This window comes from Njordella calcicola, from assembly GCF_056494125.1.
On record NZ_CM151396.1, the window covers coordinates 5,319,073 to 5,343,821 of the forward strand.

The window sequence follows — 24,749 nt, forward strand, 5'->3', positions numbered from 1 at the left end:
CTCTCTCGCCGAACTGTACTTCGTGGCCTGGGCACTGTAATGGCATTGCCTGTATTGGAAGCGATGACTCCAAGAACTGTGCTTGGAGCTGCAGCGGGTAAACCGCCGCTGCGAATGCTGTTTGTGAACACACCCAATGGTGCTCATATGCCAGCGTGGACGCCCAGCGAATTGGGTACAAGCTATACGCTGAATGATACGCTAAAGGCATTGCAGCCCTATCGCGAATACGTGAATGTTTTGTCGGGCCTCACGTTGGATGGCGCACGAGCTCACGGGGACGGCGGAGGTGACCATGCTCGCAGCGGCGCTTCGTTTTTGACCGGCAGTCACCCTCGCAAAACCAATGGTGCAGATATTCAGAACTCTGTATCGGTTGACCAAGTCGCAGCCCAAAACCTTGGCCATTCGACTCGTTTCCCATCCTTGGAGCTTGGTCTTCAAGGCAGTGCCCAAGCGGGCAGTTGTGACTCCGGTTATTCGTGCGCCTATTCCAGCAACCTGTCGTGGCGGAATGCAACAAGTCCGCTTGCCAAAGAAGTCAATCCAGGCACTCTGTTCGACCGCATCTTTGGCAGTGAAAATGTCGCTCAGGCAGCTCAAGCTAAGGCGTCTCGCAATTCGCGTCAGAAAAGCGTTTTAGATTTTGTGATGGAGGATGCGAAACGTATCAACAATAAGCTGGGCGAGAACGATCGTCGGAAGCTGGACGAATATATGTACGCGGTCCGAGACGTTGAAAAACGATTAACCACTTCGAACAAATTGCGCGTAGGCGAAGACGGCATTCCGAATTTCCCTCGACCAGCCGGCGTCCCAAGAGATCGCAGCGAACATGCAAAACTGATGATGGACATGATGACAATCGCTCTGCAGACCGATTCATCTCGCATTATAACTTTTATGTGGGCCAATGAAGGCAACAACGATCCATACCCAGAGATCGGAGTATCCGAAGGCCATCACGACGTCTCGCATCACGGCAAGAGCGATGAGAAACAACACAAGATTCAGAAGATCAATTCCTATCATGCCGAACATTTTGCGTACCTGTTATCACAGCTTTCGCAAGTAAAAGAAGGTGAGGGTAACTTACTGGACAACATGATGATTGTGTATGGCAGCGGCATCTCGGACGGCGACCGTCACAACCACGATGACCTGCCCATCTTGTTAGTCGGCAAAGCAGGCGGACGACTCAAGCGAGGTGCTCACTACAAATACGAAAAGGACACGCCGCTTTGCAATTTGTATGTGTGGATGCTGTCGCAGTTCGGCGTGAAGACCAGCAGTTTTGGTGACAGTAGCGGAACCCTGAAGCTTGGCTAATCGTTCGCAAATCCGTAAAGTACTTCGTGATAATGCGAAACGTCTCCATGCGGAAGGCAAGATCGTTGATGCACTCATGCAACTCGATAGCCTGATCGGGGAGGGACTGGCCAAGGCAGACGATTGGTACCTCACCGGTGTTCTACTGTGTGAAGTGGGCGAGTTCGCGCAATCGATTGGCGCTTTTGAACACTGTCTATCAGCGAACGCCAATCATGTCGAAGCTCGTCACGAGTTAGGGCGATCTTACTACCGCATGGGGGAAGCAGATCTTGCCGCATTCCATGTCGAGCAAGTGGCCGAAACGACCAGCTCCCTAGGCGTTTGGTCTGGCCTAGCAGCGATTGCTCCGTGCGTACCAAGTTATGACCATGCTAAAGTTCTTGCGATTCGTCGCCGTTATGCTGCAATTCTGCGGTCCGAGGAACAACCTGCTCCGGTCTCTCCGCGGGCGGCTTTAACCAGCGGCTCTCGTCTGAAGATCGGTTACGTTTCAGCGCATTTCCATGGGGCAAACTATATGAAGCCCGTCTGGCCCGTGATCCATGCGCATGACAGCTCAGGCTTTGAAATTCACTTGTTTGCAGATAGCGAAGCATCGCAGGTGGATTGGAATTGGCTGCAGAATCCAAACACACGACGGCACTCGATCGCAGGCCTAACCAATGGTGAAGCCGCGAGCTTGATAAGAGCTCAAGAAATCGATGTCCTCGTAGATTTAAGCTCTTACAGCACACCGCGTCGATTAGGCATGTATGTTCATCGTCCAGCGGCCGCGGCGGTAAGCTGGTTCAATCAGTTTGCCACCGGCGGCATCGAGGAAATCGGCCATCTGATTGGTGATGCGACCGTGATTAAAAGTTCGGAAACGGCAGATTACAGCGAGAAGCTGTGGACACTACCGCTAAGTTATCTAACGTTTCAAACGAATCATAGAGCTCCTGAGATTGTCGTTCGAGACGTCGGTGTGCAACAACCCTTTGCCTTCGGCTGCTTAGGCACGATGTATAAGATCACTCCCGTTGTCGTGTCGGCCTGGGTCAAGATACTTCAACAAGCTCCCGAAGCGAAACTGATTTTGTCCAACCACGAATTAAAGTCCCGCTGGAACGGCCAACGTTTGCAGCAGCAGTTTGAACAGCAAGGCATCACTGCTGAACGAATCGAGATCCTGCCGCCAGCTCCGCATTACGACTTCTTGCAGTACTATGGTCGCATCGACGTGACGCTGGATACGTTCCCTTACAACGGAGGCACGACGACGATGGAGTCGCTTTGGCAAGGCGTACCCGTGTTGACCTTCGATGGCGATCGTTGGGCTTCACGAACCAGCACGTCGATTCTGATGCATTCCCCAGTCGCGGAGTTTGTAAGGCGCGATGTGGATGACTATGTCCAATACGCGGTTCAACTTGCAAGCGATCTTGACCAGCGAACTAGGCTTGCGAACCTGCGGCCTCGCCTACGAGAGATGTTGGCCACATCGGATGCTTGCGATTCCACTCGATTGTGCCGAGAGTTAGAATCGATTTACCGCCAGATTGCGTGCGAGGTCATGTAACTTAGTCGCGGAGTATTCGTTGAAAGAATTGCAGGTCGAGCCACTGGTCGAACTTCCTGGCGGCTTGTCGTATCGTTCCACATTGCGTAAAGCCAAACTGCAGATGCAATCGAATGCTCGCGGCATTTTGCGAGTCAATGCCGGCTACCATGCAATGTTTTCCATCAGCAAGCGCAGTATTAACAAGCTCTTGCAGCAAAAGCCGTCCATAACCCGCTCCTTGAGATTCGCGGCGCACATAGATGGAATGCTCAACTGTCGTGCAGTAGGCTTCAAAGGGTCGGAATATTGAATAAGATCCAAATCCGATGAGAGTCGCGTCGTGATCGACGATTGCTTTGATCGGCAAGCCAGCCTCATGCCGCTGCTGCATCCACCTCACGGTTTGCTCGACAGAACGTGGACTTATGTCATAGATCGAACAGCTATGCAAGATTTCATAGTTGACGATTTCGGTAATCTGCGACGCAAACGATAGGTCGCAATCGACGATGCGTGTTGTTCTCATCAGCAATCATTGATATCTTTACAAACCGACTGGTGTTCCAGCATGGTTGCGACCAGTGCCGTCCAACCGGTTTGGTGGCTAGCCCCCAGTCCGCGGCCATCATCGCCGTGGAAGTACTCATAAAACAACGGCAACGAGTTCCAGTGCTCGCATTCGGCATATTGTTTGTCGTGGCCATGGCAAGGCATGCGACCCTCTTTGTCTCGTTGGAAAAGCCTTATCAAGCGGCGTTCGATCTCTTCGGCGACTTGCTGCAAGTTCATCATGCAGCCTGAGCCCGTGGGACATTCAACTTGGAAAGAATCCCCGTAGTATTGATGATAAGTCCGCAGCGATTGAATGATCAAATAATTGATAGGGAACCAGATTGGACCACGCCAGTTACTGTTGCCACCAAAGAAGTAACTATCGCTTTCGCCAGGTACGTAGGACACGCGCTCGGAGCCACCTTCGTATTCGAAAACAAACGGTTGGTCACGATGTATGGCTGACATGGACCGTATTCCATAATCGCTTAGAAACTCGTTCTCATCGAGCATGTACGAAAGCAGTTTTCGAAATCGCTCAATCGAAGGAATCGCGAGCAGACGCATCCCCGGGCGACCGTCACATGAGCCTAATCGCTCGAGGTATGTCATGTGCGCCGAGAATTCAGGCTTGTTCTCAAGGAACCAATTCATGCGGCGCTGGAATCCAGGCAGTCGAGATATCAAGTCGTCGTGCAAGATGACCGGTGTGCACAGCGGCATGAGGCCGACAAGCGAGCGGACTTTCAAGGCAATGCTTTTGCCATCACGATAAATGTGATCGTAATAGAAGCCATCTTCTTTCTCCCACAACCCGAAGCCGTGCAGCGAATTCATCGCTGCAGCGATCGAAACATAATGTTCAAAGAACTTGCTGGCCATATCGCCGTACGCTTGATTCTCTTCCGCCAACTCCAGGGATATTTGTAGCATATGCCCACAGAAAAACGCCATCCAAGCGGTTCCATCGGCTTGATCGAGCACACCGCCACCAGGCAGTGGTTTGTTGCGGTCGAACACTCCGATATTGTCTAAGCCCAAGAAGCCACCGCTGAACAAGTTCTGGCCTCGCGTGTCTTTGCGATTGACCCACCAAGTAAAGTTCAGCAGTAGTTTCAAAAACACTCGCTTCAAAAATTCCTTATCACGACCTCCCGGCGGTCCACTGATGCGATAGACCTCCCAACAAGCCCAAGCGTGGACGGGCGGATTGACGTCGCTGAGCGCCCATTCATACGCCGGAATCTGACCGTTGGGATGCATGTACCATTCGCGGAGGAAGAGCAGAAGTTGGGATTTCGCGAACTCCATATCCACGCGAGCCATCGGCACCATGTGAAACGCAAGATCCCAGGCGGCATACCAAGGGTACTCCCATTTATCGGGCATCGAAATCACATCACGATTAAACAGATGAGTCCATTCGTTGTTGCGTCCCTGCTTTCGCCAATCAGGCAGCGGCGTTCGCGACGGGTCGCCGTCCATCCAACGTTCTACTACATAGAAATAAAACTGCTTGGTCCATAACAAGCTACCGTACGCTTGTCTCGCAATACGTTTTTCTTCATCGGTCAAGTTGCTGGGAATTCGGTCGTCGTAGAATATATCTGCTTCCTTACGACGCTTCTGCATCAACGAGCTGAAGGCACGGTTGGTCGTACAAGTGAACCCCACGTCGTCGTGCACGGCCGATAGGCGCATGTGCAAGACCAATGGCTCATCCGGTTTAATGACCGTCATGACATGAGCGGCGCACTTGGTGCCTGTTTTCTTCGGATTGACGGCCTTGATGTTGCCTTTGACAATGTATTCATGGAAGGCATCTTTGAAGTGCTGTCCTGAAGTAGGCGCTCCGGGATGCCGTTGCGGGTTGGTTGCATTCTCGGTAAACAGCCATTCGACTTGCGTGTTCTTGTGCGCTTTTGAAGTCACCGCAAACTCAAACTGGTACTTGCCCAAGGTCGCGTGCTCGATAGCTACAAACTCGTCGTCTTGCAGGTAGCAGCGCGGCACTTCGGTGCTATCTTCCGGGATTTCGCCCCAATCCCAAGTGTTTCGGAACCAAAGCTGTGGCGCGACATGAATCGCGGCTTCTCTGGGCCCCCGATTATGGATGGTAAGCTCGATAAAGATATCGTCAGGCGCAGCCTTGGCGTATTCAACGTAACAGTCAAAGTACTCGTTATTGGCAAAGACTCCGGTATCCTTAAGTTCATACTCAGGCTCTTGTCGTGATCGATGGCGATTGATGTCGGCCAAAGCTTCGTAGGGAAAGCGGTGCTGCGGATACTTGTACAACGCCTTCATGTAAGAATGAGTAGGCGTTGAATCCAAATAGTAGTAGCACTCTTTCACATCTTCGCCGTGGTTGCCCTCTGGGCCAGGGACGCCGAACAAGCGTTCCTTCAGAATCGGATCTCGCCCGTTCCAAAACGCTGGCGCAAAACAGAGACGACATTGTCGATCACAGATGCCCAGCAAACCATCTTCCCCCCAACGATAGACGCGAGACCTCGCGTGGTCATGAGGGAAGTAATACCAAGGTTGCGCGCTGTCAGAGTAATCTTCGCGGACAGTCCCCCATTGTCGCTCGGAGAGAAAAGGGCCCCAGCGGAGCCAATTTTCTTCTCGGTTCTTCGACTTTGACAACCGAATCGCTTCTGCAATTTTGCTGCTGGTCGAGGATTCGCTTGTAATCTGGTTCTTAGCGCGTTTGGCCATCGCGATTTATCTTTCTAGCTTCAATCAATGGAACTCGCATGATGTGGTGATGTATGAAGCCGCCCCTTTTAGGTTTCGGCCCTTAGGGGAAACCGCTGGACCGCATTGTCTTGGAATCTCCGCTGCTGGCAAGTGAAAAGGCTAGTTTCCAGGCCGACGTTGCTGGAGTCCAGCTTTCATGATTCGGTAAAGGGACAACATCGCGCCCATCAATAGGCCCATGGCAACAAACATGACCGCAACTGGCAAGAGATTTCCAAACTGAACCAAAACCGGCTGCAACCAAAGATTCCAGATCGCATCCCATTTTACCAAGCAGTACAGCGTGGCCATGCACAAATAGGGGCCAAACGGCGTGGCGGCTTCGCCAGTCACTAAAGTAAACACGATTACGATCGGCAAGGCAAAGAGCGGCGCGTAGAAGAAGCTAACGCCAACAATTTGCCACCCTAGAAACGCTCCCACCATCGCCATCAACAACACATCACCAAATCCAAGCGCTTCCACACGCAAGGAAACACTGGCCACGATACGAATAAACCATACAATCCCGCCACCTATTGTCATGCCGCACAGAGCGGTGAACAACGACAACCACGCTTGAGGAGCAATCAGCGTATAAGCCAAGGTAATCAAGAGAGCGCCAGCTACCGCGATACCGACTAATAGTTTCCAAGTAGGCTGCCTTACAAGTCCTGCGAAAAAGTAACGCATGGCTTTACGCACGCCCCGCCGCAGAATGACACGGCGATCGGCCAAGGCAAAACACCATGCCCAAAACATGATGATCGCGACTATCACCCCCAACCAGGAATAGATCCACAACGATGGCAAGTCGGGGGTTGCATAGCTCATCGGTATCAAAGCACCATTCCGACCATTGGGGTCCACGACCCACAACTGCCACTGTGGAATTATCGCCGCTCCCAACAGTCCAATCAGCGTCCCCGGCACCGTGATTAAGTCGGGGATCAACATCTCATCAAAGTCGATGAAGGTCGCAATGACCAGTAGCGGCAGCAGGATGGCATGACCCAAAAAATGCCAATGCAGATCCAGAGAACTAATGGCTGCCTGTGGCCCCCATCCTGGCAATAGTCCACCTTGGGTTTCCCACAAATACAGTGCGACCAACAGCCCAGGCACCACAAGCTCTATCAGCGCGGGACGCACCCAAAACCAGGCTCCCCATTGCTGACTTTCTCTGCGACGCAGCAACCAGCCGAAAACAGGTAAGTAGTGGGACCAATGACGACCGACGGTTGCTCCCGATTTAACAGCCGTCCAAGGGCTGATTCGCTGACCGAAATACGACCAACTAGCAATGGCCCAAGTAGTAAAGGGACCCATGACCAGAAAGCCTAACAGTGCGATGGCCGTCACACGAACTTCAAGGGGCAAATTGGCAAACCAGAGCATTGGAAAAGTCAAAAAAGCAGCCAGACAGTAAACAGACACAGATCTTATCAAGCTTCTGGTGCCTTGCATGCTCGTCGACCGTGTTACAAGCAAAAAACAAGAAGGTAAACTGATTTTTCAGCCTACCTAACTGGCCTTCGCCGTTCCGATCAAGCCTAGCGCTCTTGTGCAAACATTTTCGGCAATTGCAGAACTGAACGACAAAACCTATTCAAAACCGATCCCAGAAGCTAAAATCAGCAACCAAATTTACGAGACACGATCTCCTGTTCACACAGGCCTTCTGGCATGCCTCGCCAGAGCGCCGCTGGATTCCGCAATCTCCCCGCCTAAAGCTATTTCCACGACTATGTTGCAGACCAACACCAAACTTTGCTTGAAAGAAACTGAACGGAAGCAGATGCGGCGAGCTGGCCAGTTCAATGCGCAGTTGATGGACCACGTGCGTCAATTCATCCGGCCAGGCATTACGACCGGCGAAATCGACGCAATCGTTTATGACTTCACGATTGCCAATAAGCATCGCCCAGCCACGCTTGGTTATCAAGGATACCCAAAGAGTTGTTGCACTAGCATCAATGACGTGATCTGTCACGGGATTCCCGACAACACCGTTCTTCGCGAAGGCGACATCGTCAATATCGATGTCACCTCTGTCGTCGATGGCTGGTACGGCGATCAATCGGAAACTTTCTTGGTTGGTCGGTGCAGTTCCGAAGCGATCGCGGTGACGCAATGCGCCTTTGATGCCATGCACGCCGCAATTGACAATTTAACTCCAGGTTGCACTGTCAGTAAGATTGGTGATGCAGTTGTGGCCGTTGCATCCAAACGTGGCTTGTCCGTGGTCCGCGAGTATGTCGGCCATGGTTTGGGGCGCAAGTTTCACCAGTTCCCTAATGTGCCTCATTACCCGGACCGCAAGTCGCGACAAGATCGGTTGGAACCAGGTTTGTGTTTCACGATCGAGCCGATGATCAACAGCGGTAGCCGATTTGGCAAAGTGGACACGAAAGACAATTGGACCGTGCGAACTCGCGATGGCCGCTTGTCCGCTCAGTTTGAGCATACGATCTTGATGACCGAAGATGGCCCCGAAATCCTAACACTAACGGCCAATGGTCCGCAAAAAGGGCATGTCTTTGTCTAGAAAAATCAAAGGATATCTGTGAACGAAGAATCGGAATCTACGGCCAGCTTCAAGGGCCTTCGTATCGCGGCGTTGGAAAGCCGACGGCGCGACGACATGCACCGCTTGATAGAACGTTTTGGCGGCGCACCTTTTGTATCGCCATCGATGCGGGAAGTGCCAATCGAATCGAATCGTGAAGCGATTGATTTCGCCTATCGTGTGATAACCGGCGAAATCAGCGTAGTTATCTTTCTAACCGGCGTTGGCTTTCGACAGTTGCTCGCAGCGATTGAGAAACACGTTGACACCCAACGATTTCTACATGCACTTTCCGACATTACCACTATTGTGCGTGGCCCCAAACCACTGGCCGCTATGCGTGAAGTTGGCTTGCAACCGACCATCCGAGTTCCTGAACCAAACACTTGGCGAGAACTGCTGCAATCGATTGACCAAAACGTATCGCTCAATGCTGTGACAGTCGGTCTTCAAGAGTATGGAGTTACCAACCATTCATTGGTCGCTGGCTTAGAGGCCCGCGGCGCATCGGTCGTGAACGTGCGTGTGTACCAATGGGACCTGCCGCTAGACACCAAGCCCCTGGAAGACAACATACTAGCGATGATCGGCGGCCAGCGAGACGCACTGCTCATTACTAGTGCCCACCAGGTGGTGAATCTACTTCGGATGGCCAGGCAATTGGGTGTCGAACAGAAGCTGCGACAATCGCTTGACCAAATGGCAGTGATGTCCATCGGCCCGACAACCACGGAGATGATGAAGCATTTGGAACTGCCGGTAGATCATGAACCCGACCATCCCAAAATGGGGCACCTTGTCTCCTCTTCTGCGGCCCATACGCAGCGCATCCTTTTTATGAAACAACAGTGGACTTCCAACGCCGAAGAGACGACGAGTATTCGAATGAAAGATCAAGCAGCCAGTACACCAGCTTCCGAAACGGACGAGTTACAAAATAGCCCTTTTATGCGAGCCGTTCGTCGACAGCCCACTGATGTAACACCCATCTGGCTAATGCGCCAAGCCGGTCGTTATATGGCGGAGTATCGCGCTGTGCGTGACAAGGTCAGTTTCCTGGAACTGTGCAAACGACCTGAATTGTGCGCGGAGGTTATGGTCACGGCCGTCAATCGCTTGGGCGTCGATGCTGCGATTATCTTTTCCGATCTGCTGCCTATCCTTGAACCGATGGGCATGGACCTGGAATTCACTGCGGGGGACGGCCCTCAAATCCACAACCCTATTCGACAGCCAGCAGATATTGATCGCGTCCAGGCTTTGTCCAACATGGAACAGTTGCAGTTCGTGGTCGACACTGTAAAACAAACGCGAGCTGCTTTAAAGCCGAACATACCGGTCATTGGTTTTGCCGGTGCTCCGTTCACTTTGGCCAGCTACATGATTGAAGGCGGAGGTTCGCGAAACTATGTTCATACAAAGTCTATGATGTTTGGCGACCCACCCGCCTTTCATACCTTGATGCAGAAGCTAGTGGACTCGTTGGTGATCTACTTGAACGCACAAGTTGACGCGGGAGCCCAATGCTTGCAGATATTTGATTCTTGGGCCGGCTGCTTGTCGCCCGCTGATTACCAGATCCACATACTGCCACACATGCAAAGGCTGTTGGCGAACATCAACCCTCGCGTTCCAGTCATTAACTTTGCTACCGGCAATCCACTGCTGTTACCGCTGTTGCGAGGTGATGCGAGGACGACGGTGGGGGTCGACTGGCGAATCGAGATTGATCGGGCCTGGGATATGATTGGACAAGATCGCTCAGTACAAGGAAACTTGGATCCGACGATTCTTTTTACTGAGCCAGCGACGATCCGCGAGGCGGCCAAGACGATCTTAGACCAAGTCGGCGGGCGCCCTGGGCATGTGTTTAACTTGGGACATGGAATCCTGCCACATACTCCGGTAGATAACGTGATCGGCCTGATCGATGCGGTCCACGAAATGTCGGCGAAATAGAAAACGCGAAAAGGCAGTTGCATAGCACAACTGCCTTAACACCGTTTGAAAGTCAACCGCAGCATTATCCTATCGCAGCGTGTTACCGCTGCTGTTAAGTGGCTGAGCGAACTGTGGCGGCAGGCTGTACCCGGTTGCTTGTTCTTGCTGCGTCTGAGCTGGCGGAGCCTGCAAGGCGGCACCTGTGTTGACGGGCTGAGTAGTCTGCTGAGTAGGAGTTGCAACAGCCGTCGCCTTGGAAATATTTTGTGGCGATTCAGGCAATGTGTCGGCCATGTTCTCGAAGTCAACCATTACTGGATCGGAGTTCTCGCCAGTGTCGATCGCCATTCCTGAGATTCGCCAAGCGTTTTGTTCCAAATGAACGGTGAATACAACTTCGGTTTTTAGTTGACCGCCGGTCTCCGACGGCTCGATCCATTCCGCTTCGACAAAGGCCGCATCCGCGTCTTTGTCGGAAAACTGCGTTCTTCCGATACGGAAGCTGGATTCTTCTGACCCCAACGGATCAATCGTCAGGCCGCGTCGATCGATTTCCTGCTGAGCGACCGTCGTAAGCAACGCACGGGTCTGTGCGGCGTTACCATTTTTTAGGCTGTCCAAGAAGAACGAGACCACCTCGCTGGCAGGCGTCAGCGTCTTGACCATTTCGCCTGTAATGATTGGGGCGGATTGTGTAGCGACAGTTGTATTAGCTGCATTTTTCGCTGCAGTTGGTTCAGTACTTGATTTGCTGCAACCTGCATAGGAGACAAGTGCGACTAGGGCAATCCAATGCTGCCATGACTTTGTCATAAAATCTATCTCACGGAATCGACGTGGAAATGGGGACCATCAACAGCCCGAACACTAAAGAAAAAGGTTCGTCCACGTCAACGTCGATATTGTCGCAAAGGGCACGCAAAGCACTTGTGTTTTCCACAACGGACGGTCAGGAAATTAGCAAGCTATCGACTAAGCACGATTGCGGAGTCGGGCTTGCAATTCTTTCATCAAGCTTTCGATCGCGGCCGAGTCTAGCTCTCGAAATTCTTCGCCTGTCATCTCTGGAAGTTGCAGCATCTGCTGCAGCATTTGGACTTTCCCCAGCCATACACCTCGTGCTTCACCTTCCGATTGAGCCGATAGCAGTCGGGCTTCTTCATCCCGCTGGGCCTTAATTCGCAAGTCGTATAAACGACGCTGTTTTGGTGAGCGTTGAATCATGAACAAAATCTTCAATACTTCCTGAAAAACAGGATTGGGCAGTCTATCCAATAACTGACGAGGTGTCGAACCTTCAGCGAATCGAAACAAGACCACAGAAACAACCTTTTGACCTTTAACCGGCTTTAATCTTCTCGTGCGACATCCTTCATAGCCCGCGTAATAAAGGCTGCCAGAGCCTGGCGATTGGTGGTCTCGGAAAGGAACCGCGTCGAGCCATCGCAGAACAACGTCATCGCTCCGCCGCGATGCAGCGAACGAATCTCATTGTCACCAATCCAGACACTGCGATCATTGATCGATCCCGATTGCTCAAACACATTGCGACCATTGATCCATTCCGAATCTGGACCAGCACTGTCTTCCGCCACAGCCATGGTATTGGATAACCCATCCACAATCTCGGATGCGTAGAAGGAGCGGTCGTAGATAAAAACACCGTTATTCGTGTTGCGTTTGGTAGTCAAACGCTGGCCGTATAAACCACCGTAATCCGAGGGACCACGCAACTGAGGTTTGCGTACCACCGAGGGACAAAGGTAAATCGAAAGTTTCGTGGCGGCGGGCGCCGCGTTGTCAGGATGGTCAAATGGCTTGGTGAAATCAATCTGGTCCGCAATGACGGCTTGATCCAGAAATGGCAGTATGGAGGCTGACCATGCATATTGCCTAGCGTTGGAGCGTGCGTTGGGCCGCCATTCCATACAACCATACGGGAATCGCCGAAACGTCGAATCATAAGCAGTAATTGCAACGCCGATCTGTCGCAAATTTGACATGCAATGCGTGCGCCTAGCGACCTCGCGACTGCTCATCACAGCCGGCAGTGTCAGTGATACCAACACTCCAATCACTCCCATCACGACCAGCAATTCGATCAACGTCATTGCAAGTCGGCAGGATGGTCGATGCCCGTTGATCAGCAAGCTTCGGAAATGATTGGGTCGATGTTCACTCACTGTTCTATTTTGCCCACGTACGATAGTAATCAATGGTCGCTTCTAAGCCTTCTTCCAAAGTAAACTGCGGCTCGTATCCCAACAACTTCCTGGCAAGAGTGATATCTGCAAGGGACTCTCGCACATCTCCGGCTCGTGCTGGCTCAAATTTGGGTTCTACGTTCAATCCAAATTGCTCGGCCAGCATCAGAAGCAATTGCAACAACGTGGTTTGACGACCATCCGCCACGTTGATAACTTTGCCACCCAGGCCACTGGTCTTAGCTGCCAGTAGGTTACCATGGACGACGTTCTTTACAAAGCAAAAGTCCCGGGATTGCTTCCCGTCGCCATAGATAATTGGCGATTGCTGCTGCACAATTCGAGTCACAAAAATTGGAATTACGGCAGAGTACGGACTGTTCGGATCTTGTCTAGGACCAAATACGTTGAAATAACGGATACCCGTCGTCTCCAGCCCGAAACTGTGAAAGAACGCTTGACAATAGTATTCTCCTGCCAACTTCGCCGCGGCATAAGGCGATAGAGTCATCGGCAAATCGCTTTCTCGTTTGCTACTAGTCGGCTGATCACCGTACGCACTGCTGCTAGCTGCATAAATGAAACGGTGCACGCCAGCCTTGGCACTTTGGTTCAGCAGGTTCAGCGTTCCAGTGGCGCACGCGTGGTGAGATGCCAACGGCTTCTCAATCGACAGCGGGACCGATGCGAGTGCCGCTTGATGGAAAACGACCTCCACGCCTTTAACTGCTTTGGCAACTACCGTTTCGTCGCATACGTCCCCTTCGATGAATTCAACGTCGTTCCCAATGGCAGCGATATTTTTGCGAAAGCCCGTGCATAGATTGTCCAGCACCCTGACAGTGTGCCCTTCCTCAAGCAGTCCTTCTGCGATATGCGATCCAATAAATCCAGCGCCGCCAGTGACCAAGCAAATTGCCATGTAGCTCTTCTCTTCCGTTAAATTGACCTCGCCGATGCAATACGGTGCTCACGCCGACAGGACAGTTCGATATCCGTGGAATTCGCCGCAAGCCGTGCGCCTGCGGACAACCAAGGAGTGTACAAAATTAAGTGCCAAAGCGGGAGCCTAAAAGAAAATAGGCACCAGGGCAGTAAAAGAATTGCAGCCGTTTACTCCTCGATCGGCCGCAAGGCATTCGCCCCTGTTTTGGTCGCAGCAAGATGGGGGATTGAAATTTGAAAAAGGCACTCTGCCGCTTAAACAGGAAGCGGTCGGGGAAAGTTATTCAGGCCCCACTTTTTTTAGATTCGCAGCTTGAAACAGATTAAGCCAATTCAATTGCGTTTGTTGGGAAGGCGCTTCGTGGCTAGCAAGTGTATACGAAATGCGATGCACGTCTTGTGGCCCTTTCATAAGACGCACCAATTGGTGCCGGTTTGGTTGCTCCCCAATGCCAGGAATTTCAAACGCCACGATCACGGAATCTTCGCTGATCACCAGGACTTTGTGCTGAGCGTTTTCATATCGCCCAGTGACCTGTTTGACTAGACGCTCCATAACCACGTCCATGCTACCGATCGCAGCCGCATCCAAGATACGTTCCACTTCAAATAACTCCGTCCAATTCGCGATCGTCTCTCCCGGTAAAAAGTAGTGGGCGGACACCGAACCCTTGGACTTGCGGCGCAACCCTACCGTCCAGCCTCGTCCATCAAGATCAATGGTCACAATCTCCGTCGGCCGAAACAACGCGTCGGTAGCTCCTCGCAAATCAATGATCTCGTAGATACGTCGATCTCGCAAATCAATTGCCAAATGTGCATATACCCAACGTAAGCTGTCTGCTTCTAACGTAACGACATGGTCTGGCTCCCCCAGCAAAGCTTTAATCGTTTCCGCAGGCGTACCGGGTGCAAAGACGCCTTGTGCTTCGAAAGCTCGCAGCACCATGTCAGAACCTCGCGAGATGCCGCCATGCTCTGGCTGCAGCTTACGGCCCGCTTTCAATTGTTCCCAAGCGGCCGGTAAATTGTCGACCTGGAAAAGTGCTAACGCATAACGTCCTCGCGCCGCGACGTCATTGGGATCGGCTGCGACGGCGGCTTCTAAGCTAGGCAACAAAGCAGCAATGGCCTGAGTGTCCGTTGGCATCGGCTCGCTGACTTGCGGTGGTGTAGGCTCCAGTTTTCCAACATCATCCATCCTCACCAGTTTGAACATACTGCCATCCCAGAATGCGATCACCTCGGCCGTGACAGCCGCGGCTGTGTGTTTGAATCCGTAACAGCCCTCTACACTTACTCCAGCCCGAGTTGCTAATTCAGCCGCACGGTCTTGTCCATAAAGCTCGACAGCAGTTCCAAACGCTGCAGCGGCGGCCAGCACATCAATCCCTTGCTTCGAGATCTCTTGCTTTTCAATTAAGCCGCTGAGCATCTCAGGCTGGAAGTTGGTCGGTAGCACAAAGTAGCGTGAAGCTGCCACATAATCTTTATTTTCCAAGAGTGGGCAAACGCTCATTAGTGTGTCAACGAGCGATTCTTTGGAAGGCCGCGGAATGATTGCCACACCTGTCGGACCCTGAGTCGATTCTTGCGCAATGCACGCAGGAGAGTTTACTTCCCATAACAGCCCGCAGAAACTAATGGCCGCCGCCATCACAATGTTGAAGCAATGTTCTTGCATGCGAAACATAGTAGGTCCTCGATAGTTTTTGGTTAAAAGGGCACGATGCTTATGCCTGTTAAACCAAGTTGATCGCAGCATTCATGCGTTCGCGCTGGAGCTGCATAAATTGCATCACATCAGGGACGCCCCTAATCACGGTTGCGTAGCCTTCGCCAAATACAGGGACCGCTTTTTCGATCAGAAATGCTGCGACCGACGCTAATGCCCTTGTCTTGTCCGGACTCTTAAAACCATCTCGCTCGCAGTTGGCATATTCCGTCAAGAACTTGTGGCAATACCCGCCCAGTCTAATCCATCGACATGCCAAGTCAGTGTACTTCGTCTCGACGGCTGTACCGGCGATCACCGACCAAGCCTGGGGTAGTTTCGAAACCGTCGCTTCAGCTAATGACAGTCGGTCTCTGATTTTAAGCCAGTTTTTTGCCTGCAAATAGCCCTTCAGATCGTGGATGTATAGGTTCGTTTCTTTTCCGCCAAACACACCCGTTAGCGAATTAGCAACCGTTTGCGCGCGGCTCTTCATTGCCTCTTCAAACTTTATTACACCAATCGGAAGCACATAACCGCCACCGCCCATCGGTCCTAGCGGACCGGGTACGTTATTCTCAAACCACGAATCACGATCCCAGACGCCTTTGTTGCCAATCAAATACTTCCAGACGCTGACCAAATCACCGCCTGTAGCAGCAGTACCCTCATATGCTGCGTTCTCAAGATCTTTGATGATGTCCTCAAGCAACTTCTTTGACTGAGCATTTGATTCTTTGCTCTTGGCTTCGTTGAGTGATTTGCGAAGACGGTAGTAATAGTAAAAGACAGAATTCATATGCTTCGCTGATTTGACGGGATCTGCGTCGCTTCTGGTCATGCCGGCCGATCGTATCTCTTTCGAGGTGATTCTCGCAGGATAAGTACCTAGCAAGAATGAATACTCATTCTTCACGCTGTCTTGGATTGGCATCTGTCGGCCTTTTTCTTACTGAAGAATCAAACTTGGCAGCTAAAAGATTTCTCGATTGTCCATTCGACGAAGTCCCTGAAAGACAACGGTTTCAGACAATAAGGCTATTCTGTCGCAAACCACAAACTGTTGTCGCCTATTATTCATCCCAGTTGCGTAGAATCACTACCTTTACCACAGGTTTACCCGTTTTCTTACAAAATGCAGCCTTTCTTGTGCTCGATATTTCTTAAATCCAGCACGAAATCACCTCGTTGAACCAGGGCAAACAATTGCAGAGGTTCATGCAAACAACTAAATCCGCAAGTCCGATTCCCCCCCTCGCGCTGACGGCACGCTAGTATTCGACTTGCACGCAAGTCGCCAGTGGTGTTATATGTTCAGCGGTACGAAAGCATGTGTCGCACCGAATTTCAGGCGGATGTCCCTCCCAACGCGAATCCTCAATGGCCTAGGATTAGACCGCACATGCTTTCATAGTTCGTTTACAAGGAAGTAGATCCAGCTATGCGAAAGACAGCTTTTGCGATTATTCTCAGTGCTTGCTTTGGAGCACTGCCAACGCTCCACGCCCAAGAAACATTCGCTCCAGGTTTCAATGCAACTCCCCAAACCAATCCTGCATTGACGAGTGACGAAGACATCGTGCCTGCCGGGGACCTCGAAGCGACCCTCACGGAACTTGAAGCCGTACACGCGCAGAACTTCAATGCAATTTCTGCCATCATCGACAAAGTCCCTGCAGAAGCTCGCGCTACGCTTCAGCAAGTGCTTGAAAAATCTCAGCGCGGATATCAGCAAGCTCGCGCCAACCGCGAACGCACCGCGGCCATGCGACAGGAAAAAGCGAACGCTCGTCAAACGAAAGCGCGCGGGAACCAAGGACGGCCAGATAGCCAAGCTCAAGGGCAATCTCCCTTGAACGGCCAAGCTCAAATGCAAGGCCAACGCCCCATGCAAGCCCAGACGCAACCAGCGCACAAGGCGGCCAAGTTAATCGCGGGAACGCTCAGCAATTAGCCCCCAACGGACAGGCCCCCAACGGTCAAAACATGAATCAAGCACGCGGCCCAGCGGCGCCTAACGGTAACCGCCGCTAATCCGACTTTTGAGGCTTGCACTCGTTGAACGAAACATTCTCCCAACGCGTCGACAATTCGGCCAAGCGACTGGTCGCGGTAGCCACCACATGCATGCTCTGCAGCATGATAGGCTTGGCCGGGTGTCGCGCGCTCAAACCTCGGGAGATCGAAGTCCGCAGCCAACAAATCGCCCCAGAACTCCTCACTCTCAATCAGCAGCCAATCGAAGTTGGACAGCGTCGCCCCATTCTGGACGGCATCGGCTGGGTTATCGGCATTCCCGATAAAATTTTGCTTTGGGACAGGCGTGCCAGCAATCACGATATCTCCGACGACACCCTCTTGGTCATGACGGAGTATCTTGAACAAAACAATCTTCCACACGTCAAAGTGCGCGCCAATCAGTACGCTCCGCTGAAAGACTGGCAGCGTTTGCGAGCCAACAAGACCGTCGCATGGCCCTGGCGATATACGCTGGGTGCGCTCTCCGTCGTGGGTGAAGCGATCATTCCAGGCCGTCTAGTGGGCGGCGACCATTTCAATCCGTTTACGCAAACAATCCACCTCTACAGCGATATCCCCGCTGTGGCCGCACACGAAGGAGGCCACGCCAAAGATTTTACACGTCGTACCTATCAAGGTACGTATGCGGCCGCTTACCTGCTGGTTCCACTATGGCACGAAACATTGGCCACCGAAGATGCATTCGCATTCTTTGAATCGCAAGGGGACGTCCAGCGAATGATGGAAGCCAATCGTATCTTGTATCCGGCTTATGGAACCTATGTTGGTAACGCACTAGGTTCTTTTGCCACCAGCTACTCGACACCGATCTATTTGGGCACGGTACTGCTAGGCCATGTCAACGGTCGTATGCTTAACCGTAAACTTGAAGACCAGTGGAAAATGCAAATGGCACACGAAACATCAACCAGCCATCTTGCTCGCTAGTTCCGCTAGCCAATCGCTTGTTGCAGATCGTCGATTAAGTCTGCAGGATGTTCCAATCCGACTGAAATTCGAATCAATGAATCGGAGATCCCGAACTGCTTGCGAGCAGCCGGATCATAGCTCGCATGCGACATGGACGCAGGTTGCTCTATCAAAGATTCCGCAGCACCTAAACTAACAGCTAATCCAAACAGCTTGGTCGACTCACACACTCGTTTGGTCGCTTGCAAGTCACCATCGATTTCAAACGAGATCATGCCGCCACAACCGTCGGGCATCTGTCGCGAAGCCAACTCAAATTGATCATGCGATGGCAAACCTGGGTAATAGACCTTGGTGACCTTCGCGTGCTGCTCGAGAAATCGGGCGACTTCCATCGCGTTGCTGCAGTGTTGTTTCATGCGCAGTGAAAGTGTCTTTAAACCGCGTCCCAAGAGGAAACTTTCCAACGCCGCTAAAACTCCCCCGGTTGCATTTTGAACGAAGTAAAGTCGGTCACAAAGCTCTTGGTCTTTGGCGACCAGCACTCCGGACAAGCAATCGCTGTGTCCTCCCAGATACTTCGTCGCCGAATGCATCACAATATCGGCCCCCAACTCCAGCGGTCGTATCAACGCGGGCGTCGTAAACGTACTATCAATCCCGAACAAACAACCACGCGTTTTGCTGAGTGCTGCAATGTCGGCGATGTCGGGGATCGTCATGCGCGGGTTGCCGATGGTCTCAGTCCAGATCAGTTTAGTCCGATCATTCATCCCCGATTCAATCGCGGCGGCATCTGTGCCTTTAACCAGAGTTACGTCGATTCCACTGCGATTACAGATTTTATGCAGCAACCGATAACTGCCACCGTAGATGTCGCTGGTTGCAACAATGTGATCGCCACTGCTAAGCAGCATGGTAACACAATGTGTTGCGGCCATCCCCGATGAAAACGCAAGCGCGCGGTGGCCGCCTTCCAGATTGGCTAACGTTTTTTCTACGCCATTGCGAGTTGGAGAACCGCTGCGAGCGTAATCATACTGCCCCCACGTCCCCGCTCCAGGTTGCACAAACGTCGTGGCTAGATGGATTGGAGGAACTACTGCACCGGTTTGCGGATCAGGTTCACAACCGACATGTATTGCGCGGGTTTCAAATCGCATTTTTGTCTTTCAATTGACTTAACCAAGAGCCGCTTCGAGATCAGCGATCAAATCAACAGTGTCTTCGATGCCACAGGCCATTCGGATCATGTTATCAGGTATTCCAAACCGGGCTCGCTGGTCGGCTGGATAATTGAAGTAGCTCATCACATAAGGCTGCTCAATCAACGATTCTACGCCGCCCAGCGATGGCCCAATACGCGGAATGCGACAAGCATCAACGACATCGGCCGTTTGACGCCAATCAGCTCCCTTGATGATGAAGGTTACCAGTCCACCAAAGCCACGCATGTATTTCTTCGCAACCTCATGCGTAGGATGCGAAGCCAAACCCGGATAGTAAACGCGCTCAACTCGCGGATGCTTTTCCAAAAAGTGAGCGACTTCATAACCGTTCTGATTGTGCTGTTCCATCCGCAGCGCAAAGGTCTTCAAACCGCGTTCCAATAAGTACATATTGTGCGGCGAATTCACCGAACCCATGATGCCGCGGAGATTTCGTACGCTGTCTAATTTCGCTTTGCTGCCCACAATGGAACCGGCTAGCAAGTCATTGTGGCCACCGAGGTACTTGGTAGCAGAGTGCCACACATAATCGACACCATGATCGATAGGCTTGATGTTATATGGCGTCGCAAGCGTTGCATCGATCAACGTTTCGACCTTGTGCTTCTTGCCAATCTCGACAAACCGGTCAATGTCAATGCAAGTCAAATGTGGGTTGGTTGGTGACTCGCTGACAAGCATCTTGGTACGTGGAGTAATCGCGGCTTCCATCGCTGCGTAATCGCCCGTTTTGACTTGATGGGTTACTACGCCAAAGCGTGCTAGGTGCTTGCTGCAGAATTCACGACTGCGATGATAACACTCGTCGAAGAAGACAATCTCGTCACCCGCATCCAGTTTGCTCATGAACAAACCGACGGCGGCCGCCATCCCGCTGGAAAAGACCACCGCGTCTTCCGCGTTATCGAGCGCCGCTAACTTTTTCTCGCAAACCTTTTCGTTAGGGTTGCCATAGCGACCATACTCTTCTCGCGTTTGCTGCTGCTCGATAAAGTCAATCACCGATTGCGTGCTGGTGAAGGTGTACGTGCTGGTGCAACAGATAGGGTCAGTAATCGAGTCGGCATTTTTCTGCCGCGCTTCCCCAGCATGCACGCTTTGGGTTCCGAAACCATATTTCGAACCGGTGTTTTGCGAAACATTAGGATCCGCAGGATTGGAAACTTTAATGGCTGCTTTTGAATTCATGGCTAGCTCAATTTCAAAATCGTCATCTGCAGAATAGGCAGATTTGGAATAACGGACGCTTTGAGAATATGCGTCCGGCGAGCCGTTAGAGCCAACGTTTCCTTTGTTGGATATCGTTGGTGCGTGCAAACCAAAGTCATGCGCGGGCACACGCGTTGAAGGCTCTTTAGCAGTTGTTGGCTGCAAGCGGCCGCAAATCCCAGTCGCCTGTAGTATAACCACACGGGCGATTTCGGCGAGGCCCGCGAGGTGGATTTGTCAGATTTGTTCCCCGTCGGGTACAATGGATCGGCCCGATCAATATTTGAGGAGCAATTCTCCATCCACCCTCGCCCTTGATTGCCTATGTCGACCAAGCATTTTCATATCCTGACGCTTTCCCTGGCGACATACTTTGCAGCATCTGCATCCTCCTTGTGGTCCCAACAAGACGGGATTATCGACGTTACCGCACAGGCAGCCGCAGGTGATGATGACTCCGACGAAACTCCCTCAGGACCAATCCCCCTAACACCGGAACAAATCGAAGAAGTCCGGCAACTGTTCCAGCAATTGGATAGTGCCAGTTTCCAGACCCGTGAACAAGCGACGCGGGACCTGATTGGCCGTGGCGTCAGCGTCATCGGACTGCTCAACGAGTTAAAACAAAGCAGCAAAAGCCCCGAAGTCATCGCTCGCTGCGCTCTGATCGTGGATCACATCGAACGCAGCGGACTGCCCGTACGCATCGACAGCTTCCTCCGCAGCCCAGCCGATCTCGATACACATCGGTTCTACGGTTGGCCAGACTTCGCAGCCATCGCAGGTACCAACCGTTTTGCGCGTCGAATGTTTGTCGACATGTTGCCGCGCCACAGCCGATTGTGTAACGAGCAATTGACCAACGACAAACTGGTTGAAGTTCAAAATGCAACTGTCAAACTTTTAGACAGTGACCTGCGTGCTTTCAACGAGACCACCATTGCCGATGCGGTTGCACTGCAGTACATCATGATCCGTTTGCAGGAGCAATCGTCGGAAGAGCTTGAGCGAATTGCAGGCCGCTTGGTTTCCTTTGCTCCATATTCCAGCGAACTGAATTCCAGCCAAGTTTCCAAAACACTCAAGCGCCTGACCGGGCGTTGGATTACTTCCGTTCGACGTGATGCCACTCGACCGCTCTTGGTCAGTCTGCACTATGGAATCCCCGAGGGAGCCGATCTGGCACGCAAGGTCTTAAAGGAAGGGACCGCTGATGAAATCATTTACAACGTGGCGATGCAAGCGATCATGGTCTACGGGACTGAAATAGATTTGCCGTTGGTCGAAAGTTACTTTGATAACGATCGCATCGTGTTCCGAGAAAGCGTGTTCGTCGAAGGACGCATCATCGAATCAGCTCAGCAGTTTCGCGATCTTGCTCTCGCGGTTGCGGTCAAGCTTCGCGGCTTCAAGATGAATGATTACTTTACCGAAGCTCAGCCTCACAATTTGAGGGTCTTCAATCCGCAGACGTTGCGCTTTGTAGGCGTGGACATCAACGCCACCCGCGCTGCCGCATTCGAAAAGTATCGTGCCGCACAAAATGCCCCAAGTCCACAGTCAAACTAGCCGCCGGTCAACGCAGTTGCCGTCAGCTTTCGGTGCCAGCCGAGTGCTTGAATTGCTGCGTGGGACAGTCAGCCCTAAGCTCCCCGTCACTTTTTGCGGGGCAGCAAGGAATGCCACCATCGCGACGATTCGCTCGCTTTCTTTGCCGCAGGCTTGCGTTGATGCGGGATCGGCGCACTTTCTTCGATATTTGGCAGAGGAGCATGAGTGGTACGAGGCACCGGTTGCGCAGCAGCTTCACGGATCTTGGCGAGTTGCTTGGCACTCACATTGACCTTCTTGATTCGCCCGACACTCTTGTCGACGAACTTCATGCACTTGGGACAACGTGAAGGTGGCTTTGAAATCGCCGTGTTGCAAACCGGACAAAAGAATTCGGTATCAGGTCGCGCCGCAGCCGCCCATAAGCCATTGATCTCAACAGACCGAACCCAATGGGAGTCATCTTTGCGGACCAAAGTCTCTTCTGCGATATCGCCGTCCCTAATCAGTTCCAGCAGTTCGCTGGGTTTGATGGGGCCAATGGTCCGATCCTGCGTGTCGCGATAATACCAGTCTGGCATAGATTAGATACTCCGCTTTCAATTGCATCTACCAAGCTGGGGAGGAAGGCGATGGTACTCCGTGAACGTTCACCGCATCCAATTGTAAATGGTTTCCCGCCACAATTAAACTAGATCAGCCCAAAAAACTGTCGCTTCCAGCGTGCCGGTGTTCGTGGCGTGCCGGTGTTCGTAGTACCGCCTTTTGGCGGCATAGGTTTTGTCTCGTCGATCGCAAGCCGGTAACGCTATCTTTGTTTCACCGCAGGGCTAGCGTAATTCGATGCTGCTCCGGATCGGTTGAATCCACGCGAACTTGAACTGCTTCCCCCGACTCAAAATCGTGACCAGCAGACCCTTGTGAATCGCGGTCGTCGGTGGGCAAGAACCCGATACAGTACTCGCTTAAGCGTACCAGCACACCGCCACGCACACTGGCTTCAATCTGGCCTTCGCTGACTTCCGCAAAAAAAGTTGACTCGGGTAGCCACGGGTTTTGAAAGTTCGCTTTGTGACTCAGCGCAACAAATCCCGACTCAGGATCAACTTCTGTGACCACGTACTGCCGCGGTTGCGTCAAACGTTCCGAGTAAGGTTTCAAGTTCCGCAAACAAGTCCAATGCATTTCTTCGCTGGGCAAGACACCGTGCAAGCCATTGCTCAGCTCGATCACCGCATGATTGCGTTGTACCTCGACTGCATGTCCCGACACGCGAGTATTGAGTATTTGGTCAGGCTCCGAATGCTTGAGGATCTCTTGGTTAGCGGCTGCAAAAGAACGCAAGAGCCTAGCGCCCCCATGAGCGATATGACCAAACGCTTCTTGATCCGCGTCACCCGATTGTAACCCTCTTAAACCACGCGATGGCTTGCGTTCCAAAGCTTCCTCAATCATGGAGCTAACATCTACACCCATCAACTGCAAAGCTTGCAGTGAATGAGTTCGCAGCCCAACATATTCGCTGCCCAGCTTTTTCAGTAGCGGTACGGCGGGTTCGTGCTTGAAACGCGCCAGCACATTGACCACGTCCATCATGAATCGACGTTCGATCGTCCACGGATTATTTCGATCTAAATTTGGATTTAGCTCTTCAGCCAATTGTTCTGCAGCCAACAACAAACGATCTAAGTGTTCGCTGAGCCCAAACTTTTCGATGATCCTAGCAACACATGCGACTCTCGGGAAATCACCGTGATCCAAGAACTCATCAAAATGTGGCTTGGCTTCCTCGGGATCAATTTCGTAGATCGCTTCTAACGATGCACAAGCGACCCGAGCGTTATCCATCGTGACGCAGTCGAGCAGTTCATCGATGGTCGATTCCACTTTCTTTTCGCCCAACACGACAATCGCCGCTGCCGCAATGGAATCGTGACGATCATCAATGCGTGACAGCAGATGATCAATCGCCGTTTCCGACAACGGCTCGTCGCGATATCGAAACGCTTCGACTGCCGCGAATCGCATCATCGCCTTTTTGTCACGCATCAACGAAATCAATAGTTTCTCTTGAGCTAACGGGGCAATCTGTCTGGCCACCGAACTGGCATGCGTCAAGTTATATCGGGCTCGCTCTAACGAGCTTAAAAGCTGGGGCAAAGACTTTTGCGAGTCTTGCTGATCAGGGGTATTCTCATAGTCGCTCGAGTTAGCGTCTTCAGACATCGCCGTACCTTTCACGTATCGATTTTTGGCAACAAACTCAGCTTAA

20 protein-coding genes are annotated in these 24,749 nt (G+C 52.0%); 7 read left to right on the plus strand and 13 right to left on the minus strand.

Annotated elements, in window-relative coordinates; translation table 11 throughout:
• The first annotated feature begins 39 nt into the window (after positions 1 to 39).
• Together SH302x_RS20550 and SH302x_RS20555 are read left to right on the plus strand one after the other, a co-directional pair.
• Complete coding sequence (locus SH302x_RS20550) at positions 40 to 1,329, plus strand: DUF1552 domain-containing protein (RefSeq protein ID WP_479364510.1); 1,290 nt, start codon at positions 40 to 42, stop codon at positions 1,327 to 1,329.
• Positions 1,322 to 2,890, plus strand: coding sequence for an O-linked N-acetylglucosamine transferase, SPINDLY family protein (locus SH302x_RS20555; protein ID WP_479364512.1), 1,569 nt, complete (start codon positions 1,322 to 1,324; stop codon positions 2,888 to 2,890). The genes SH302x_RS20550 and SH302x_RS20555 overlap by 8 nt, the downstream gene beginning before the upstream one ends.
• A 1-nt stretch (position 2,891) precedes the next feature.
• Here the strand turns inward: SH302x_RS20555 and SH302x_RS20560 are convergent, their stop codons facing one another.
• The 3 genes from SH302x_RS20560 to SH302x_RS20570 form a co-directional block, all read right to left on the minus strand.
• Positions 2,892 to 3,398, minus strand: a complete 507-nt coding sequence (locus SH302x_RS20560; RefSeq protein WP_479364513.1) for a GNAT family N-acetyltransferase — start codon at positions 3,396 to 3,398, stop codon at positions 2,892 to 2,894.
• Entirely contained in the window at positions 3,398 to 6,145 is a 2,748-nt protein-coding gene (locus tag SH302x_RS20565; protein ID WP_479364515.1) for an MGH1-like glycoside hydrolase domain-containing protein, read from the minus strand. The genes SH302x_RS20560 and SH302x_RS20565 overlap by 1 nt, the downstream gene beginning before the upstream one ends.
• Positions 6,146 to 6,286: 141 nt before the next feature.
• On the minus strand, positions 6,287 to 7,564 hold the full coding sequence (locus SH302x_RS20570; RefSeq protein WP_479364517.1) for an A24 family peptidase: 1,278 nt from the start codon (positions 7,562 to 7,564) through the stop codon (positions 6,287 to 6,289).
• Between the two features lie 349 nt (positions 7,565 to 7,913).
• On the opposite strand from SH302x_RS20570, the gene map reads away from it, so the two are divergent.
• Together map and hemE are read left to right on the plus strand one after the other, a co-directional pair.
• Positions 7,914 to 8,714, plus strand: coding sequence for a type I methionyl aminopeptidase (gene map, locus SH302x_RS20575; RefSeq protein WP_479364518.1), 801 nt, complete (start codon positions 7,914 to 7,916; stop codon positions 8,712 to 8,714).
• 96 nt (positions 8,715 to 8,810) lie between these two features.
• A complete protein-coding gene (gene hemE, locus SH302x_RS20580) occupies positions 8,811 to 10,694 on the plus strand; it encodes a uroporphyrinogen decarboxylase (protein WP_479369294.1) in 1,884 nt (627 codons plus the stop codon).
• 69 nt (positions 10,695 to 10,763) lie between these two features.
• Here hemE and SH302x_RS20585 read toward each other — a convergent pair whose 3' ends face one another.
• From SH302x_RS20585 to SH302x_RS20610, 6 genes are all read right to left on the minus strand, one after another.
• The gene (locus SH302x_RS20585) at positions 10,764 to 11,489 is read right to left on the minus strand and encodes a hypothetical protein (RefSeq protein ID WP_479364519.1); all 726 of its coding nucleotides are present in this window, start codon (positions 11,487 to 11,489) and stop codon (positions 10,764 to 10,766) included.
• Positions 11,490 to 11,648: 159 nt separating this feature from the next.
• A complete protein-coding gene (locus tag SH302x_RS20590; protein WP_479364520.1) occupies positions 11,649 to 11,900 on the minus strand; it encodes a hypothetical protein in 252 nt (83 codons plus the stop codon).
• 125 nt (positions 11,901 to 12,025) lie between these two features.
• Positions 12,026 to 12,859 carry a DUF1559 family PulG-like putative transporter gene (locus tag SH302x_RS20595; RefSeq protein ID WP_479364521.1) on the minus strand — a complete coding sequence of 278 codons (834 nt, stop codon included), beginning with the start codon at positions 12,857 to 12,859 and terminating at the stop codon, positions 12,026 to 12,028.
• A gap of 4 nt (positions 12,860 to 12,863) precedes the next feature.
• Positions 12,864 to 13,802, minus strand: coding sequence for an SDR family oxidoreductase (locus tag SH302x_RS20600; protein WP_479364522.1), 939 nt, complete (start codon positions 13,800 to 13,802; stop codon positions 12,864 to 12,866).
• 303 nt (positions 13,803 to 14,105) lie between these two features.
• A complete protein-coding gene (locus SH302x_RS20605; RefSeq protein WP_479364524.1) occupies positions 14,106 to 15,518 on the minus strand; it encodes a hypothetical protein in 1,413 nt (470 codons plus the stop codon).
• A gap of 49 nt (positions 15,519 to 15,567) precedes the next feature.
• Entirely contained in the window at positions 15,568 to 16,473 is a 906-nt protein-coding gene (locus SH302x_RS20610) for a hypothetical protein (protein WP_479364525.1), read from the minus strand.
• A 507-nt stretch (positions 16,474 to 16,980) separates the two neighbouring features.
• Between SH302x_RS20610 and SH302x_RS20615 the strand changes: the two genes are divergently transcribed.
• On the plus strand, positions 16,981 to 17,493 hold the full coding sequence (locus tag SH302x_RS20615) for a hypothetical protein (protein ID WP_479364526.1): 513 nt from the start codon (positions 16,981 to 16,983) through the stop codon (positions 17,491 to 17,493).
• Between the two features lie 104 nt (positions 17,494 to 17,597).
• Complete coding sequence (locus tag SH302x_RS20620; RefSeq protein ID WP_479364527.1) at positions 17,598 to 18,506, plus strand: hypothetical protein; 909 nt, start codon at positions 17,598 to 17,600, stop codon at positions 18,504 to 18,506.
• A 5-nt stretch (positions 18,507 to 18,511) separates the two neighbouring features.
• Here SH302x_RS20620 and SH302x_RS20625 read toward each other — a convergent pair whose 3' ends face one another.
• Positions 18,512 to 19,651 carry a trans-sulfuration enzyme family protein gene (locus SH302x_RS20625; RefSeq protein ID WP_479364528.1) on the minus strand — a complete coding sequence of 380 codons (1,140 nt, stop codon included), beginning with the start codon at positions 19,649 to 19,651 and terminating at the stop codon, positions 18,512 to 18,514.
• Between the two features lie 18 nt (positions 19,652 to 19,669).
• Positions 19,670 to 21,127: a trans-sulfuration enzyme family protein gene (locus tag SH302x_RS20630; RefSeq protein ID WP_479364529.1), complete on the minus strand. Its 1,458-nt coding sequence runs from the start codon at positions 21,125 to 21,127 to the stop codon at positions 19,670 to 19,672.
• Between the two features lie 123 nt (positions 21,128 to 21,250).
• On the opposite strand from SH302x_RS20630, the gene SH302x_RS20635 reads away from it, so the two are divergent.
• Positions 21,251 to 22,495, plus strand: a complete 1,245-nt coding sequence (locus SH302x_RS20635) for a hypothetical protein (RefSeq protein WP_479364530.1) — start codon at positions 21,251 to 21,253, stop codon at positions 22,493 to 22,495.
• Between the two features lie 86 nt (positions 22,496 to 22,581).
• On the opposite strand, the gene SH302x_RS20640 is transcribed toward SH302x_RS20635, so the two are convergent.
• Positions 22,582 to 23,058 (minus strand): DUF4339 domain-containing protein, encoded by a 477-nt coding sequence (locus SH302x_RS20640; RefSeq protein ID WP_479364531.1) that lies wholly within the window; start codon positions 23,056 to 23,058, stop codon positions 22,582 to 22,584.
• A gap of 238 nt (positions 23,059 to 23,296) precedes the next feature.
• Positions 23,297 to 24,703, minus strand: coding sequence for a HEAT repeat domain-containing protein (locus SH302x_RS20645; RefSeq protein ID WP_479364532.1), 1,407 nt, complete (start codon positions 24,701 to 24,703; stop codon positions 23,297 to 23,299).
• Positions 24,704 to 24,749 lie beyond the last annotated feature (46 nt).